General features: G+C 61.9%; 19 protein-coding genes. 11 read left to right on the forward strand and 8 right to left on the reverse strand.

Annotation, left to right across the window (positions count from 1 at the left end):
* Positions 1 to 37: 37 nt before the first annotated feature.
* Complete coding sequence (locus tag BWP39_RS31035; protein ID WP_133116990.1) at positions 38 to 1,366, reverse strand: pyridoxal-phosphate-dependent aminotransferase family protein; 1,329 nt, start codon at positions 1,364 to 1,366, stop codon at positions 38 to 40.
* 55 nt (positions 1,367 to 1,421) lie between these two features.
* Between BWP39_RS31035 and BWP39_RS31040 the strand changes: the two genes are divergently transcribed.
* The 3 genes from BWP39_RS31040 to BWP39_RS31050 are packed head-to-tail and all read left to right on the forward strand — an operon-like array spanning position 1,422 to position 2,719.
* Positions 1,422 to 1,883, forward strand: coding sequence for a VOC family protein (locus BWP39_RS31040; RefSeq protein ID WP_096725985.1), 462 nt, complete (start codon positions 1,422 to 1,424; stop codon positions 1,881 to 1,883).
* Between the two features lie 3 nt (positions 1,884 to 1,886).
* A complete protein-coding gene (locus BWP39_RS31045; RefSeq protein WP_096725986.1) occupies positions 1,887 to 2,225 on the forward strand; it encodes an ArsR/SmtB family transcription factor in 339 nt (112 codons plus the stop codon).
* Positions 2,222 to 2,719: an SRPBCC domain-containing protein gene (locus BWP39_RS31050; protein WP_096725987.1), complete on the forward strand. Its 498-nt coding sequence runs from the start codon at positions 2,222 to 2,224 to the stop codon at positions 2,717 to 2,719. The genes BWP39_RS31045 and BWP39_RS31050 overlap by 4 nt, the downstream gene beginning before the upstream one ends.
* Here BWP39_RS31050 and BWP39_RS31055 read toward each other — a convergent pair.
* Complete coding sequence (locus BWP39_RS31055) at positions 2,713 to 3,921, reverse strand: ROK family transcriptional regulator (protein ID WP_096725988.1); 1,209 nt, start codon at positions 3,919 to 3,921, stop codon at positions 2,713 to 2,715. The genes BWP39_RS31050 and BWP39_RS31055 overlap by 7 nt on opposite strands.
* Positions 3,922 to 4,159: 238 nt before the next feature.
* Here BWP39_RS31055 and BWP39_RS31060 point away from each other — a divergent pair, with 238 nt between their 5' ends.
* On the forward strand, positions 4,160 to 5,617 hold the full coding sequence (locus tag BWP39_RS31060; protein ID WP_096725989.1) for an APC family permease: 1,458 nt from the start codon (positions 4,160 to 4,162) through the stop codon (positions 5,615 to 5,617).
* 14 nt (positions 5,618 to 5,631) lie between these two features.
* Positions 5,632 to 6,660: an ROK family protein gene (locus BWP39_RS31065; protein WP_096725990.1), complete on the forward strand. Its 1,029-nt coding sequence runs from the start codon at positions 5,632 to 5,634 to the stop codon at positions 6,658 to 6,660.
* Between the two features lie 39 nt (positions 6,661 to 6,699).
* Here BWP39_RS31065 and BWP39_RS31070 read toward each other — a convergent pair whose 3' ends face one another.
* Positions 6,700 to 7,311, reverse strand: a complete 612-nt coding sequence (locus BWP39_RS31070; RefSeq protein WP_096725991.1) for a LysE family translocator — start codon at positions 7,309 to 7,311, stop codon at positions 6,700 to 6,702.
* 64 nt (positions 7,312 to 7,375) lie between these two features.
* The gene (locus BWP39_RS31075) at positions 7,376 to 8,014 is read right to left on the reverse strand and encodes a VTT domain-containing protein (RefSeq protein WP_096725992.1); all 639 of its coding nucleotides are present in this window, start codon (positions 8,012 to 8,014) and stop codon (positions 7,376 to 7,378) included.
* 178 nt (positions 8,015 to 8,192) lie between these two features.
* Here BWP39_RS31075 and BWP39_RS31080 point away from each other — a divergent pair, with 178 nt between their 5' ends.
* Positions 8,193 to 8,762 carry a GNAT family N-acetyltransferase gene (locus BWP39_RS31080; RefSeq protein ID WP_096726283.1) on the forward strand — a complete coding sequence of 190 codons (570 nt, stop codon included), beginning with the start codon at positions 8,193 to 8,195 and terminating at the stop codon, positions 8,760 to 8,762.
* An 81-nt stretch (positions 8,763 to 8,843) separates the two neighbouring features.
* Here the strand turns inward: BWP39_RS31080 and BWP39_RS31085 are convergent, their stop codons facing one another.
* Both BWP39_RS31085 and BWP39_RS31090 read right to left on the reverse strand, forming a co-directional pair.
* Positions 8,844 to 9,905 carry an alkene reductase gene (locus tag BWP39_RS31085; RefSeq protein ID WP_096725993.1) on the reverse strand — a complete coding sequence of 354 codons (1,062 nt, stop codon included), beginning with the start codon at positions 9,903 to 9,905 and terminating at the stop codon, positions 8,844 to 8,846.
* 84 nt (positions 9,906 to 9,989) lie between these two features.
* Positions 9,990 to 10,295 carry an ArsR/SmtB family transcription factor gene (locus BWP39_RS31090; RefSeq protein WP_096725994.1) on the reverse strand — a complete coding sequence of 102 codons (306 nt, stop codon included), beginning with the start codon at positions 10,293 to 10,295 and terminating at the stop codon, positions 9,990 to 9,992.
* A gap of 243 nt (positions 10,296 to 10,538) precedes the next feature.
* Between BWP39_RS31090 and BWP39_RS31095 the strand changes: the two genes are divergently transcribed.
* The 4 genes from BWP39_RS31095 to BWP39_RS31110 are packed head-to-tail and all read left to right on the forward strand — an operon-like array spanning position 10,539 to position 13,105.
* Complete coding sequence (locus BWP39_RS31095; RefSeq protein WP_096725995.1) at positions 10,539 to 10,850, forward strand: BufA1 family periplasmic bufferin-type metallophore; 312 nt, start codon at positions 10,539 to 10,541, stop codon at positions 10,848 to 10,850.
* A gap of 38 nt (positions 10,851 to 10,888) precedes the next feature.
* Positions 10,889 to 11,812 carry an MNIO family bufferin maturase gene (bufB, locus tag BWP39_RS31100; protein ID WP_096725996.1) on the forward strand — a complete coding sequence of 308 codons (924 nt, stop codon included), beginning with the start codon at positions 10,889 to 10,891 and terminating at the stop codon, positions 11,810 to 11,812.
* Positions 11,802 to 12,596, forward strand: coding sequence for an HvfC/BufC N-terminal domain-containing protein (locus BWP39_RS31105; RefSeq protein ID WP_096725997.1), 795 nt, complete (start codon positions 11,802 to 11,804; stop codon positions 12,594 to 12,596). Before bufB ends, BWP39_RS31105 begins: the two co-directional genes overlap by 11 nt.
* A 5-nt stretch (positions 12,597 to 12,601) precedes the next feature.
* Positions 12,602 to 13,105 carry a DoxX family protein gene (locus BWP39_RS31110; protein WP_096725998.1) on the forward strand — a complete coding sequence of 168 codons (504 nt, stop codon included), beginning with the start codon at positions 12,602 to 12,604 and terminating at the stop codon, positions 13,103 to 13,105.
* Between the two features lie 45 nt (positions 13,106 to 13,150).
* On the opposite strand, the gene BWP39_RS31115 is transcribed toward BWP39_RS31110, so the two are convergent.
* Positions 13,151 to 13,978: a helix-turn-helix transcriptional regulator gene (locus tag BWP39_RS31115; RefSeq protein WP_096725999.1), complete on the reverse strand. Its 828-nt coding sequence runs from the start codon at positions 13,976 to 13,978 to the stop codon at positions 13,151 to 13,153.
* Positions 13,979 to 14,077: 99 nt separating this feature from the next.
* Here BWP39_RS31115 and BWP39_RS31120 point away from each other — a divergent pair, with 99 nt between their 5' ends.
* Positions 14,078 to 14,965 carry an SDR family oxidoreductase gene (locus tag BWP39_RS31120; RefSeq protein ID WP_096726000.1) on the forward strand — a complete coding sequence of 296 codons (888 nt, stop codon included), beginning with the start codon at positions 14,078 to 14,080 and terminating at the stop codon, positions 14,963 to 14,965.
* Positions 14,966 to 15,065: 100 nt separating this feature from the next.
* Here the strand turns inward: BWP39_RS31120 and BWP39_RS31125 are convergent, their stop codons facing one another.
* Complete coding sequence (locus tag BWP39_RS31125; RefSeq protein ID WP_207557209.1) at positions 15,066 to 16,301, reverse strand: glycosyl hydrolase family 18 protein; 1,236 nt, start codon at positions 16,299 to 16,301, stop codon at positions 15,066 to 15,068.
* Positions 16,302 to 16,359 lie beyond the last annotated feature (58 nt).

The raw sequence follows: 16,359 nt of genomic DNA on the forward strand, positions 1-16,359 counted from the left end.
GATTAGCCGCCTGGCCGGTGGTGGTTTTGCCAGGTCATTACGTTTCTTTTTCAATCGTCGATGACGACAGTAAGCGCACAGCGTGTTCGAGGCCCGGACCATAGGCAATACCGCTGATGCTCATTGCAGCTTCAATGCCCGCGAGGCAGCCCAGTACCATCGGCGCATTCAGGTCGCCGAGATGGCCGATGCGGAAAGTCCGACCCACGAGTGCGCCCACGCCGCCTGCGATACCGACCTGGAACCGCTCGCGCGCGATCGTGCGTAGCTTTTCCGGGTCGACGCCTGGGCGTACTTCGATGGCGGTGACCGACACAGAACGCGCATGCGGCTCGCGTACGAAAAACCCTACGTCACCGCGCTCACTCCAGCCTTCCACGGCAGCCTGTACCGCGCTGGCAAGCAAGCGATGTCGTGCCAGCACGTTCGGGAGACCCTCCTCGAAAATCAGTGCGAGCGCTACGTCCAGGCCCATCAGCAGGTTCTGCGGCGGTGTCCCACAGAACTTGCGGTAGCTGAGATCGCTGCGTCGGCGCAGCCAGTCCCAGTACACCCGAGGTGTCTTGTTTGCTTCGGCAACCCGCATGGCTTTTTCACTGACTGCCATGAAACTCAGGCCGGGAGAGATCATCAGCGCTTTCTGCGAGGCACCAATGGCGACGTCGACACCCCATGTATCCATGTCGAACGCCTCGGCGGCCAGCGAGGCCACAGCGTCGACGACCAGCAGCGCGGGATGCGAGGCGGCATCGATTTCGTTGCGAAACGCCTGCAGGTTATTGGTGACGCCAGCGCCGGTGTCTGTGTGAACCACGAAGACCGCCACGATCTCATGCGCGGTGTCGGCACGCAGCAACTGTCCCACGGCGGCGGGGTCGGCAGCATGACCGATTTCACACGCGGTGCGGCGCACCTGTACGCCAAGTTCTTCGGCATACAGTGCCCAGGCTTCGGAGAATGCGCCGCTGCCCGCCACAGCCACGCATTCTCCGGGAGAGACGAGGTTACAGATGGCCGCTTCCCACGCACCGTGGCCGTTGGCTGCATACAGGAATACGTCCGACTGCGATGTGCCAAACACCCTCTTTAGTCCACTCTCGCAGCGAGCAATGAGTTCGTCCAGAGCGGGATCGCCAAGCTCGAACGGCTGGGTGCCGAGAGCATTCGCTACTTGCTGTGGTAGTCGCACAGGGCCGGGGGAATGAAGGAAAAACGTGCCCGGGATGCGGGGCGCAGAGGAGGAGGTCAAGGCATGCATCCTGAAAGTTGTAGTGGTGTGTCGGGAGATGAAAGTGTTGCTATGCGAGCTGAAGTTTGCCTGCTCAATCGTATAGAAATTTCCATGTGTCGATCCTTGAACTTTCAAATTTGTTTAACTACGATGTTAAATATCAATCTGAAAGTTAATCAAGGAGACTGCCATGTCCGATCCATTCCGTCGCCCGACCATGACCTCCGCGCTGTTCTACCGCGATCCGTTGGCTGCGCTCGACTGGCTCGAAAAAGCGTTCGGCTTTGAACGTTCGATGGTGATCACCGATCAGGAAGACCGGGTCGTGCATTCGGAAATGAAGTTCGGCGATGGGCTGCTGATGATCGGTGGTGAGTATGCGGAGCACACGGCGAGCCCACTGTCCGTGAACAGCAAGAACACCCAGGTTGTGCACGTGCATTTATCGCGCGACCTCGACGCACATTGCGCACGGGCGCGCGCTGCAGGCGCAGTCGTCACACGCGAGCCGGAAGACCAGTTCTATGGCGACCGCGTTTATGCAGCCCGTGACCTCGAAGGTCACGAGTGGAGTTTCGGCCAGACAGTGCGCGCAGTGTCGCGCGAGGAAGCGGAGCAGGCTAGCGGTCTGAAGATCGATGGCTGGGTATAAAGCGTGAAACAGGCTACTGCGGCATCGCTTGATCGAACCTTGTCGGCGCTTGCCGATCCGAGTCGTCGGCAGGTCGTCGATCTGCTGCGCGAGCGACCCATGCGCGCCGGCGATCTGGCCGAGGCCACCGGTCTGAGTCCACAGGCGATGAGCCGGCATCTGCGGGTGTTGCGTGCGAGCAAGCTGATCGAAGAGTCATCCGATGATTTCGACGCGCGTGTACGCATCTACGTGTTGAAGTCAGCGGCGATGCGTGAGCTCAAGATGTGGCTCGAACAGACCGAACAACTCTGGGCGACGCAATTGCAGGCGTTCAAGGCGCACGTGGAGCGCAAACGATGAGTTCGCGCGTGCTGGTGTCATTGCGCGTGGCGGTGTCGGCGCAGCATGCGTTCGATGTTTTCACGCGCGATATCGCTGCATGGTGGCGGCCGAACGGTCTGTTCCAGTTCACGCCGCAAGGTGCCGGCGTGTTGTCGCTCGAGCATTCCGACGGCGGTGGTGGAGGGCGGCTGATCGAAACGCAGCCGGATGGCGCGGTGTTCGAAGTCGGTCGCATCACTGCATGGGAGCCCGGTGTGCGCGTTGCGTTCGACTGGCGCCAGGCGAGCTTCGCCGCGGATCAACTAACACACGTCGAAGTGCGCTTCGAAGCAGTGGAAGGCGAAACCGCCGAGACCCGTGTCACCGTCGAACATTGCGGCTGGGACAGCGTGCCGCAGGAGCATGTCGCGCGCCATCATTTCCCGGATCGCGTGTATCTGCAGCGTCATGCCGAGTGGTGGCAGGCGCTGCTCGCGTCGTATCACGCGCGGTTTCCCGGTGCGGATCAGTAGCCGAGACGCTCGAACGCGCGCAACCGCGCCTGATCGAGCCCATGCTCGACGGCGCCGAGCAGCACGCCATCGGTGCCGGTCGTGGAGATCGCGAACTCGGGCACCGGCATCAGCAGACGCGCTGCGAGATAGTCGCGAATGATCGGCACGAGCAGGGCGCCATTGCGTCCGATACCGCCGGCAAGCACGACGAGCGCCGGGTCGAGAATCGGCACGATCGACGCGAGTGCCCACGCGAGCTGATGCGCTTCTTCGGCCGCGCATTCGAGCGCGCGGCGATCGCCCGCATGCGCAGCGGCGAACACATCTTCGGCACTCGCGGCATGCAGACCGAGCCGGTGAGCGTGCGCGACGATCCCCTTTGCCGCGGCCCGGACTTCGAAGAGCCCGCGATGGCGCGTGGCGGGCGGCGTGTCGTCGTCCGAAGGGGCGGGCGGCAGCACCGCGATCTCCCCCGCGAACCCGTGTGCACCGCGATGCAGCTTGCCGTCCGCGACGATGCCGAGACCGATCCCGGTACCCACCGACATCAACACGAAGTTATCGACACCACGACCGATGCCATGTTTCTGCTCACCGAGCGCCGCGAGGTTGATGTCGTTCTCGATCACGATGTCGGTGCCGAGCGCTTCGCGCAGCGACGAAATCAGGCCGCTGCGTTCCCAGCCCGGCACGTTTGCCGCCAGCAGCAACCGGCCTTTTTCCGGATCGAGCACGCCGGGTGAGCCGAGCACGGTGGCCAGCACGTCACTACGTTTGATGCCGCGTTCATCGAGCATCGTTGCAACCAGTTCGACGATCTGCGCAACGAGCCGTGCGACACGCGCCGGCGTGCGCTTGTCGAGCCTGGCGACCACGCGTCCGGTCAGATCCGCAAGCGCGCCGCGAATCCATTCCGCGCCGACGTCGATTGCCACCACGAAACCGGCTTCCGCGCGCGGCGCATAGAGCCGCGGTGCGCGCCCGGCGTTGCCCGCGCGCACGCCGCTCTGCTCGACGAGGCCGAGCCGTTCCAGATTGTTCAGCGCCGCGGAGATCGTCACCTTCGACAGGCCGATCGTTTCCGCGAGCTGCGGGCTCGATGCCGGTGCGAGATCCAGCAGATGCTGGTAGATCGCCCATTCGTTGCCTTGCCGCACGAAGGCGGGGCCGCGGGTGACCGGCGGTGTCGGGCGGGTGCGCTTGCGAGTGTGCAGAGTCATGACGGATTCGTGCGGGTGACGGGCGATGCTAACAACCGCGTTCGGTCGGGGCAAGTCTCGCGGGACGGCCTGGCAACAACGGCGGTGGAATTTTGACGCGAATATTGACGCATTTGCATTCGTAAAGAAACTTTCCTATTATCCGCCCATCGACACCGCAACCCGATAACAACACCGCGGCGCGACCCAGGCATCCTTCGACGACAAACGCGGCTTCGCCGCATGGAGACATCCCCCGATGAGCGATTCTTCTTCGACGTGGCCCGACGGCCGTTCCGCCAGCGAGGCACCTGCGGCGACGCCGGACGCGCCGCACTTCCAGCGTTCGGTGGGGCTGTTCCCGGCGATCGCGGTGAACATGATCCAGATCTGCGGGATCGGTCCGTTTATTACGATTCCGGCGATCGTCGCGGTGATGAATGGCCCGCTCGCGGTGATCGGTTGGGTCGTGGGGGCGTTGCTCGCGATGGCCGACGGGCTCGTGTGGGCCGAGCTGGGGGCGGCGATGCCGGGCGCGGGCGGGACTTACCTGTACGTGCGCGAGGCGTTCCAGTACCGCACCGGTCGCCTCGTGCCGTTCCTGTTCATCTGGACCGCCATGCTGTCGATTCCGCTCATCATGAGCACCGGCATCATTGGTTTTGTCCAGTACATGGGGTTCTTCCTGCCGAACCTGCTGCCGTGGCAGAGCCATGCAATCGGCCTTGTCGTGACCGCGCTGGTCGTGTTCGCGCTGTACCGGCGGATCGAATCGATCCGCTCGTTGAGCGCCGTGCTGTGGATCATCATGGTGCTGGCCGTCGGGCTTACGACCGCCGCTGCCTATTCGGATTTCCACCTGAACCTCGCCATGTCGCTGCCGCCCGGCGCCGGCGATCTCGGCAAGTTCTTCACTGGCCTCGGCGCGGGTCTGATCATCGCGATCTACGACTATGCGGGCTACAACACGACGGCCTACATGGGCGATGAGCTGAAGAATCCGGGCCGTGTGATGCCGCGCTCGATCATCGTTTCGATCGCTGCGATGATGGTCTTCTATCTCGCGATGAACGTCGGCGTGATCGGCACGGTGCCGTGGCAGGATGTCGCGAAGTCGAGTTCGGTGGCGTCGCTGGTTGTGTCGCGCAACTGGGGGCACTCGGCTGCGGCGATCGTTACGATCCTGATCCTGGTGGCGGCGTTCGCCTCGGTGTTCGCGGGGTTGCTGGGTGGTTCGCGCGTGCCGTTCCATGCGGCGCGTGATGGGGTGTTCCTCTCGGCGTTCGGACGTTTGCACAGCAAGCACAATTTCCCACATGTCGCGCTGCTCGTGATGGGCGTGATCACCGCGGCAGGCAGCTTCTTCGATCTGACCACCGTGATCAATATGCTCGTCGCAGTGTCGGTGCTGCTGCAATCGGTGGCGCAGATCGCTGCGCTGACGGTGCTGCGCCGGCGTCAGCCGGAGTTGCGCCGGCCGTATCGGCAGTGGCTGTATCCGGTGCCGAGTCTGATCGCGCTGGTCGGCTGGTTTTACGTGTACTACGCAACCGATCGTCAATCGCAAATACTGTCGACCGCATGGGTCATCGCCGGAGTTATCGCGTTCCTGATCTGGGCACGCGTGACGCGGGTCTGGCCGTTCGGTCCGAAGGAAGTACAAGAGGTGTTTCTCGAGCGTCAGCGGCAGGATGACGCCGGCGCGCGCGTTCAATAAACGGCAAGGCACGCATGCAGCAAGATGACAGCAAGTATCCGTACGGCGGCGGCAGCGATGGCGATGGTGCGAACCGCAAGTACGGCAACGAGACAGACTTCGTCCTCGCAGTCGATTTCGGTGGCACGAAGATCGCGATGTCGACCGCAACGACGAACGGCGTGCGGCTGATCGAGACGGAGATTCCAACGCACGCAGCACAGGGCGCGACGCGTGTGATGGAGCGGATGTTCGATGCCGCGCAGGCATTGATTGCGCAAACCACCGCACGCCACGGTGGCGCGCTGCGCGTCGTGGCCGCGGTGACACCGGGCATCGTGGAACCGGATGGCGTCAGGCTGGCACCGAACAATCCCGGCTGGGACACGCTACCGCTCGCGCAAACCTTGCGTGCCGGGTTCGACGGCGCGAGTGTGGTCGTCGAAACCGACGTCAAGGCAGCGGCGCTTGCCGAGTCGCGCTGTGGTGCGTTGATGGGTGTCGAGTGCGGGCTATATCTGAATCTGGGCACGGGGCTCGCGTCGGCCGCGGTGATCGACGGCAAGGTGTTGCGTGGCGCGCATGGTGCGGCGGGGGAGATCGGTTACCAGTTGCGCGGCGTCGCCGATGAGATTCCGTTCGCCGACGGCGGCACGCCGCTCGAACAGTTCGTTTCCGGCAGCGCGTTGTCGAATCGCGTAGGTGCGTTGCTCGGCCGTCCAGTCAGCGCGCGCGAAGCGTTCGTGCTGGCCGGCGCGGATGCGCGCATTGCAACGCTAATCGACGATGCGTTGTATCGCCTTGCCGTGCATGTTGCGAACATCACCTTGACGCTCGACCCATCGCGCATTGCGGTGGGCGGTGGCATGGCGCGCGTACCGCGCATCTTGCCGGAGCTTGCCGCGATGCTCGCGCGTGCGGTGCCGTATCCTCCAGAAGTCGTGCCGGCTGTATTCGAACATGGCGCGGCGCTTCAGGGTGCGATCTTGTGCGCCGTCGATGCGTGGACTGCGGCGCAGCGTGTGCAGTTGTCAGATGAAGTGCGGGCTGCCACGGCCGTGTGAGATTCACGGCGGCTGTGCCGGTGCATGCGATGGGTCCGCTTAGCGCGTCGCAATAGCCGCAGCCGCACCGGCCATCACCGTTGCGCTCGTACGGTTAGCGATCTTCACCGCACGGCGGCTCGTCAGCAGCTTGCGGGCGCGGCTGGCAAGGACTGCCCACGTGAAGTCGATCATCACCAGCACCGCCAGCATCGTCAGCGTCAGTTCGAGCCACGCGACGACACCGACGTGAGAGAGATCGATGATCGTCGGCAGCAGGGCGAGGTAGAAGACCATGATCTTCGGGTTGCCGAGCGACACCGCTAATCCAGCGACAAACATTCGCCACGCAGACTGACCACGCGGCAACGCGTCTGGCTGGACGTCGGTGGGCGCGAACCACATCTTCCACGCGAGGAACAGCAGGTAAACGACACCGGCGAACTTCACCACGGTAAACACCAGCGCGAAAGTGTGCGCGATCACCGCTAGACCGGTGACCGCGCAGGTCAGCCAGAGCGTTTCGCCGAGCCACATCGCAACGAGGAACGGCAGCACGTCGCGCAGGCTGGTGGTCAGCACACGCGTAACCAGCGCGGCGATGTTAGGACCGGGTGAACCGGCGGCGATGGTCAACGCGAGCGCGAAGACGAGCAGACCGGAAAGCGCCATGAAGTGTCTCCTTGTTGGTCAGATAGGGACGGTGACCAGTCACGAAATCGCGACGTAGGTAGTATCAGACTCGCTGCCGATTCTTCGTAAAGAAACGCCACAGCGCACTGACAAGCAGCGAACCGACGCCAAACGCAACACCCAGCAGCACGATCGAACTCATATGATCGCGCACCAGCGGCACATTGCCGAACAGATAGCCGGCCGCAACCAGTGAGCCGATCCACAGCGCGGCGCCTGCCGAGACATATGACGAGAATCGCGCGAACGTCATCCGCGATACACCCGCGACGAACGGCGCAAACGTGCGGACGACAGCGATAAACGGTGACGCGAGAAACGTTAGACCGCCACGCGCTTCATAGAACGAATGCGCCTTGCGCAATGCGTTCTTGTCGATCCAGCGCGCATTCGAGGTGTACACAGTTTCGCCGACCGCACGGCCGATCGCATAGCAAACGATGCTGCCGGCCACCGTCGCCACGAACAGCACTGGCGTGACGATCCATACATTGAGCGCGCCAGTCGCGGCGAATGCACCGCAGATGAAAATCAGCGGATCGCCAGGCAGAAAGAAGAGCGGCAGCAGGCCGATTTCGACGAAGACGATAGCGAACAGCATGGCGTAGACGGCTGTGCCGTATTGCTCGATCAGGCTGCCGAGGTTGCGGTCGAAGTGCAGGACAAGTTGCAACAGATGCATGAGGTTTTCCCCGGAGCGGGGTCTGTCGGTTCGGGTACGTGCAGTGTAGTCCTCGTCTTGCCCGCAGGGTAGGTCTGCGGATCATGATGGTGCTGTACGGCGGCTGCCTGTTGCCTGATAGCTGCTGGCAATGTCACCATGCGGTCCCGTACACCTTGAAGCCATGCTTTACCACGTCATGTCCCAACCCACAGCGCACGCCGTCGAATTCCGCCTCGCCCGTCATGACGATATCGAGCCGATCCGCGCGATCGAACAGGCCGCGGGCAGGCGCTTTGCGCAAGTGAACATGGCGCACCTGGCGGACCGCCCACCCGCATCGGCTGCCAATATCAGGCAGCGAATCGATGCGGTGACGATCGTAGTGGCTGTCGATGCGAACGGACGATGTGTCGGTTTCGCGGCGTTCGAGTGGCTTGCCGGTGAGCTTGCCGATCATGGCGACGCGACCCGCATCTACCTCGCCGAACTCGATGTGTTGCCTTCACACGCGGGGCAGCGGATTGGAGCAGCGTTGATCGATTGGGTCGCGCAGTTCGCGCACGGGCAGGGCGCCACTCAACTGATGCTGTCGACGTTTCGTGAGGTGCCGTGGAATGCGCCGTACTACCGCAAGCTTGGATTCCGCACGATCGACGACGCGCAACTGGACGCAGCGTTGCTCGCCATCCGTGATGAACACATTGGCCGCGGGCTCGACGAATCGCAACGCGTCTTCATGTACCGCACGATTGTGGCTCCGCAATGACTAACGGCGGTTGCGACCGGGACGAATTCCGGTCACAACCGCCGCCGTGTAGCGCAGCCGGTTGTTAAAAACGTCGCCCGATCAGGCCGTCGGTTCCAGCGCCGGATAGTCGGTGTAGCCCACTTCGCCTTCCGCATAGAACGTAGCCGGATTCGGCGTGTTCAGCGGTGCATCGAATTCGAAACGGCGCGGCAGATCCGGGTTCGCGATGAACAGCTTGCCCCACGCAATCGCGTCGGCATCGCCGGCATCGATTGCGTGCTGCGCGCTGTCCTTCGTGAACTTTTCGTTCGCGATGTACGGGCCGCCGAACGCTTTCTTCAGCAGCGGGCCAATGCGATCGTCACCGACCGCTTCGCGCGCGGCGATGAACGCGATCTTGCGCTTGCCGAGTTCGCGTGCCACGTAGCCGAAGGTGGCTGCGCGATCGGAGTCGCCCATCGTGTGCGAATCGCCGCGCGGTGCGAGGTGCACGCCGACGCGATCGGCGCCCCACACATCGATGGCTGCATCGGTGACTTCGAGCAGCAGGCGGGCGCGGTTTTCGATCGAGCCACCGTATTCGTCGGTGCGCAGGTTCGTGCTGTCCTGCAGGAACTGGTCGAGCAGATAGCCGTTTGCGCCGTGTACCTGGACGCCGTCGAAGCCCGCGGCCTTCGCGTTCTCGGCACCCTTGCGGTAAGCCGCGACGATACCGGGGATCTCGGACAGATCGAGCGCACGCGGTGTCACGAATGGTCGCTCCGGACGCACGAGGCTCACGTGGCCTTGAGCCGCAATCGCGCTCGGTGCGACCGGCAGTTCGCCGTTCAGGAAGATCGGGTCGGAGATGCGGCCCACGTGCCACAGCTGCAGGAAGATCAGGCCGCCGGCGGCATGCACGGCTTCGGTGACGAGCTTCCAGCCTTCGACCTGTTCTTGCGACCAGATGCCCGGCGTTGCGGCATAGCCGACGCCTTGCGGTGTCACGGCGGTGGCTTCGCTGAGAATCAGGCCCGCCGATGCGCGTTCGGCGTAGTAACGCGCCATCAATGCATTGGGCACGCGGACATCGCCGGCGCGCTGACGGGTCAGCGGGGCCATGATGATGCGGTTCGGCAGTGTGAGATCGCCAATCTTGAGCGGATCGAAAAGTGTCGGCATAACAGTTCACCTATGCTGGCGGGCCAGAGGCCCGCGGCTATCAGAACAACGTAATGGAAGAAAGCGGTACAGACCGCTTGCGTATCAAAGATCCGCGTTCATGTGCTGGAGAAACGCTTCGATGACGGGCTCGTTGCGCTTGAAGAACGCCCACTGACCGACGCGTTTCGACGTGATCAGTCCGGCGCGCTGCAGGGTGGCCAGATGCGCCGAGACCGTCGATTGCGACAACCTGCAGCGCTCGTCGATCTGGCCCGCGCACACGCCCTTCTCAAGCGGGAATTCCTGATCGGCGAAATACTTACGCGGCTCCCGCAACCACACGAGGATCTCGCGCCGCATCGGGTTGGCGAGTGCCTTGTGAATCGCGTCGATGTCGATCGTCGTCATCGCTTCGTGTCGAGTCCATGAACAGCGGGCAGATCCGGTGCCGGTTGCATCGAATTCTGCATCGCTACGGAACGAATCATATATCGGAATTTAACGATATGTGTAAAGGCACTACCGACGATGGGGGTGATAGGTATCGGCCAGTCGAAAAAAATTTCGTGCCCCCTGTCATTAATCCCCAGTGACCCACGACTTAGCATCCGTATCCACCACGGGTACCCACTCAATCACTGGAGAAATGTAATGTCCACGAAAACCAATGTCGCTTCCGCCCTGCTCATCAGTGCTGTTGCAAGCCTGCTCACTTCGGTCGCGCATGCTGCGCCGCTTACGAAGGCCGAAGAAAGCGCCGCCATCGCCGCGCACAAGGAGAAGTGTTTCGGCATCGCCCTGAAAGGGCAGAACGACTGCGCCGCGGGTCCCGGCACGACGTGCCAGGGGACGTCCACGGTCGACTTCCAGGGGAACTCGTGGAAGTTCGTTCAGGGCGGCACCTGCACGAGCATCGAAGTGCCGGGCGGCGGCCATGGCTCGGTTACCGCGCTGAAGTCCTGATCCGCATCACGACAACGACGAGACGAATGGGAGCGGCCATGAACGACGCCAGACCGGCTACGGCCATCGATGAGCGGGGTCGCTCCCGTCGCGACGTATCTCATGTCGAGGTACTCGCGGGCACCAGTTTCAAGCATCAGCATCTGCCTGCGATTCTTGCGGACGGACTGACACGTGGGTTTTTCGAAGTACACGCGGAAAACTATATGGGTGCCGGTGGACCGCCTCATCGAGCGTTGTCGGCGATCCGCGAGCGCTATCCGCTGTCCATTCACGGTGTGTGCATGTCGATCGGCGGCCCCGGCGCGCTGGACCGGGAGCATCTCGAGCGCTTTCGCGATCTGGTGGCACGCTACGAGCCTGCGCTTGTGTCCGAACATCTCGCGTGGTCGTCACACGGCGGGGCGTTCTTTAACGATCTTCTGCCTTTGCCCTACACGAAGGATACGTTGCAGCGTGTGTGCGAACACATCACCCAGGTTCAGGATGCGATCAAACGTCCGATCCTCCTGGAAAATCCATCGACCTACGTCGCGTTCGCATCATCGACGATGAGCGAAACCGATTTCATCCGCGCAGTCACTCGACATACCGGCTGCGGTCTGCTGCTGGACCTCAATAACGTTTTCGTCTCGGCGGTCAATCACGGTTTTTCGCCCGAGAGCTACCTCGCTGAATTTCCGCTTGAACGGGTCGGCGAAATGCATCTCGCCGGACATGATGAACAACGCGATGACGACAACGCACCGTTACTCATCGACAGTCACGACCGTGCGGTTGCCGAACCGGTATGGGATCTGTATCGCAGTGTCGTGTCGCGAGTCGGTCCCGTGCCAACCCTGATCGAATGGGACAGCAACCTTCCCGACTGGCCGGTGTTGAGGGCTCAGGCATTCGCGGCCCGGCGAATCATGGAAGAACCCACGCACGCGTTCGCGCCGGAGGTTAGCAATGCAGCCTGACCATCACGCCTACGAACACGATTACGCCGCAGCGTTCGCACCGGGTTTAACAGACCCAACGCGTGCGGTGCCGGACGATGTCGCTCACGCGTCCGGCAAAACGGTAGTCAAGCGCTACAACGTCTATCGCAACAACGTCACCGTGAGTCTGATCGACGCACTCGCTGCTATTTATCCCGCTGTTCAGCGTATTACCGGCGTCGATTTCTTCAGAGCGATGGCGCGCTTTCATATCCGCGCAACGTTGCCCACTTCCGCGCTGCTCTTCGAGTACGGACGGGATTTTCCCGCGTTCGTCGAATCCTACGAGTACGCGCGTGAGATGCCGTGGCTTGCCGATACTGCACGCATCGAGCGCGCATGGCTCGATGCGTATCACGCTGCCGATCTACCCGTGCTGACCGCTGAAGCATTCGCCAGCATCGAGCCGACTTCGCTTGCAACGCTGCGTTTAATTGCTCACCCCGCGACGCGGATTGTGCGATCGCGCTATCCGGCCGTCGCGATCTTTGCAATGAACCGGACCGAGAGTCCCGATGGTTTCGTTACACCGCTTCGCTCAAGCGATGCCGAAGATGCGCTCATCACGCGGCCAGAAGATGACGTGACGGTTTCGCGCCTGCCACCCGGCGGCGCGGCGTTTCTCATCCCGCTGCTCGACGGCGCAACGCTAGGCGAAGCCGTAGCAGCCGCGTTACAGGAAACCCCTTCCTTCGATCTCCCGGCCAGCCTGGCGGGGATGATCTCAGCCGGCGTGTTTACCGCCGTCCAACATGGAGATTGATCAAGATGTCGACCCCACAGAATCTGAAATTTCCCATTCCGGACGTACTCGCGTCCGCGGTCTGCGCAGTGAACCGATTGATCCAGCGGCTTGCGCAACCGTGGCTCGTTCAACTGGTGCTGCGCCTCGCGCTCGCGGTGCCTTTCTGGAAATCGGGCATCCTCAAATGGCACGGCTTCCTTCAACTCAGCGATACCGCAATCGATCTGTTCACGCAGGAGTTTCAGTTGCATCTGCCAGGCGGTCCCTATCCGTTTCCGGCGCCGGCTGTCGTGGCGTTTCTTTCCGCCTGCGGTGAGGTGACGTTCCCCGTGCTGCTCGTGCTCGGCTTCGGCACGCGGTTCGCTGCGGCCGGCCTGATCCTGATGACATGCATCATCGAACTGACCGTGCCAGATGGCTGGCCAATCCACCTGACCTGGGTCGCGATGGCACTGGCGATTGCGGCCTGGGGGCCGGGGCGCGTATCGATTGATTATCTGCTGGGTGACCGGAGCGCGAGGTGGTGAGTTTGAAATATCGCGTGGCGTTAGCAGGCAGCGGTACGAAAGACATCACCCCTGCGCAGCAAGCACCCTGATCTGCTTCGCGATCTCACTGTCGAGCGGGTTGTAGACGAGCATGCCCAGGTCCGGTCGACCATCGACGGCAAACGACGAGTATTCCAGTTCGATGGGCCCAAGCTTCGGATGCGACAGACGCTTGATACCGTCGATATCCGCGTGGCCAATGACCTCGTTGTCCTGCCACAGCGCATCGAATTCCGGGCTCGCGTTACGAAGCTCGTTCACGAGTTCGCCGGCTTCGGATACCAGGCCGGCACGTGCCACATCGGCCCGGAACGAGCCGACCATGAAACGCGCAAGACTTTCCCAATCGTGCTGCTTGGCGCGGATCGCAGGATTGCAGAACAGGAAGCGGAGAATATTGCGCTGACCCGGCGGCAGCGTGCCATAGTCGGTGAGCACGATGGCAGCGGCGCGGTTCCAGGCCACGACATCCCAGGTAGCGGTCTTGATGATGGCCGGACTCGCTTCAAGCGAGTCGAGCAGCCGTTGCAACCGCGGATTGACGCCATCGACCGATTTGTAGCGCACTTCAGGCGGTCGTCCCAGTCCCAGCATGAACAGGTGCTCGCGCTCCACATCGGTGAGCATCAGCGCGCTGGAGATCCGCTCGAGCACTTCTCCCGACGGTCCACCGCCGCGCCCTTGCTCGAGCCATGTGTACCAGGTTGGGCTGATATTGGCGCGCTGGGCAACTTCTTCGCGACGCAGCCCTGGCGTGCGTCTACGTCCGGAAAATCCAAAGCTGGCCGGGTCGAGGCGCGTTCTGCGGCTCCTCAGAAAATCTCCCAGCGATCGAGCGGTATCGACTGACATGACTGACCCTGTTAGTCACTTTACTATGATGAGATCACTACTTTAACGGGATAACAAACGGGTGAATAGTACGCCGGTGACGACCAAGGAGATCTCATCATGCGTATTTTTCTCACCGGCGCGACCGGTTTTATCGGCTCGACCCTTGTACCCGAACTCATCAATGCGGGGCATCAGGTAATCGGCGTAACCCGCTCGGATGCGGGTGCACAGGCACTCATCGAAGCGGGCGCCGAGGTGCATCGCGGCACACTGGAGGATCCCGAGAGCCTGCGTAGCGGCGCCGCGAAAGCGGACGCCGTCATCCACACAGCATTCGATCACGACTTTTCGCGGTTCGCCGAGAACTGCGAAAAGGACAAGCGCGTCATCGCGGCGCTTGGTTCTGCACTCGCGGGTTCCGATCGTCCGTTGATCATCACTTCGGGCACCGGCATGGGCAGCGGCGACCACGGCGAACCGGCGACCGAAGATGTGTTCAACACGAGCCATCCCAATCCGCGCATTGCGTCCGAGCTAGCGGGGAACGCATTGCTCGATGCGGGTGTGAACGTGTCCGTGGTGCGACTGCCGCAGGTTCACAATCCATTCAAGCAAGGGCTCATCTCACCGCTCATCGCGATTACGCGTGAGAAAGGCGTTGTAGCTTATGTCGGTGACGGTAGTAATCGCTGGCCGGCGGGTCATCTCTCCGATGTCGTGCGTCTGTACCGGCTCGCCGTGGAGAAGCGTGAACGCGGTGCGCGTTATCACGCAGTCGGCGAAGAAGGGATCAGTGCCCGTGAAATTGCCGAGGCGCTTGGCCGCGGTCTGAAGCTCCCGGTCGTATCGATTGCTCCGGAAGAAGCGCAGGCGCATTTTGGCTGGATGGCGATATTCGTCGGTCTGGACATGCCGGCTTCGAGTGCGCTCACGCAAGCGCGGTTGGGCTGGAAGCCGACGGGGCCGACGCTGATCGCCGATCTCGATGAGGCGCGCTACGTTTAGTCGCTTTTGCCGGTCCCGTGCGGTTGCGAGGTATTCCAGGCTACCGGCCAGCGATTGATAGTCGCCCGCCGGCCGGTAGCCTGACCGATGCATTCCCTTGCTACAACCCTAGAGCCGAAATGAACTGATTTGTATAACCTAGCGTGCCTGCCTTGCCATAGTTGTTGCAGGTGTCGGAAGAGTTGCCATCCGTAGTTGCCGGCGCACAATCGCGGTCGCGCGAGAAAGCCCAGAAATGAATCCCGGCAATCTTCTTGGACAGTGCATAGTTCGCCACGGTGACGGCATCGGCCAACGTGAACGTTTCGTCGATGCTGTCATTGCCGCCGATCATCGGTGTCACTTCAATCTGGCTGTACGGCACCTTCCAGTAGTTGTGCAGGCTTTCAGCAGCAGAGATGGTCGACTGCCCCATATTGCACTTGCCGCTACTGTTGAGCGTGCACAGCGACGCATTTTCCTGACCCGACGAGGCGAAGTCCATCGTCATCAGATTGATGGTGTAGTTCTTCAATCCGTAGTTCTGGATCGCGGTCATCACCATCACGCCGGTGCCACCGAGGCTGTTGCTTTCGTTGCCGCCATCGGTGGCGATCGTGAAGCTGAAGCGCAGGTTCGGATAGGTTGCCTGTGCCGTCGATACGCGTGCCACCAGATTGTTGATATCGCTCTGCGACTGGCCGTTCTCGATATCGAAGTCGATACCTAGCAGGTTCGCGCTGTTGTAGGTCTGGATGAACTTCGCGAAGTTAGCATCCGACGTGCAGAGAAAGCTCGCTCCGGCACCTCCTGTCGACACGATGTACTTCTTGCCCGCGTTAACGAAGCTCCCCACGTTCGCACTGGCAAACGCCGAAGCCGACACGCCATTCCAGTTTTCGCTGCCGCAGTTGCCGGTAGCGAACGCCCAGGTGATGGCCTGGAGCTTGGCTGGGATCACATTCACCAGCAGTTGCGAACTACCGGTAACGGTCGTGTTCATCTGGTTGCCGCCAAAGTCACCCGAGTAGAAGTAAGGGCTGTAGATGAAACTGGTAGACGGCGGCGTGGTTGTGCCGCTGCAGGTGGTCGGTTGCCAGTACCAGGTGCTGATGGTCGGGTCGGTACCGTCGCTGCCGTTGGTGCCCGCGTTCACTTCCTTGTAAAACGAACCGTTGGCTGGATACTGGACCACGGTGCCGACCGGATAGTTGACGCCCGCGGTCCAGACGCTGAACTGGCAGGTTGCAGCAGAGGTTGCCGCGGTTTGCGCGGTGGCTGACTGTGCGGCGACGTGCGCCGAGAACCCCAGACACGAAAGACAGATTGCAAGCACTCTTATAATTTTCGATTTCATGTGATCCTCCTGACGAGATTGAAATGACTGCATGCGAAACGTCGAGGCTTTCGCTCGC

It is taken from the genome of Paraburkholderia acidicola (genome assembly GCF_002362315.1).
Classification (GTDB): Bacteria; Pseudomonadota; Gammaproteobacteria; order Burkholderiales; family Burkholderiaceae; genus Paraburkholderia; species Paraburkholderia acidicola.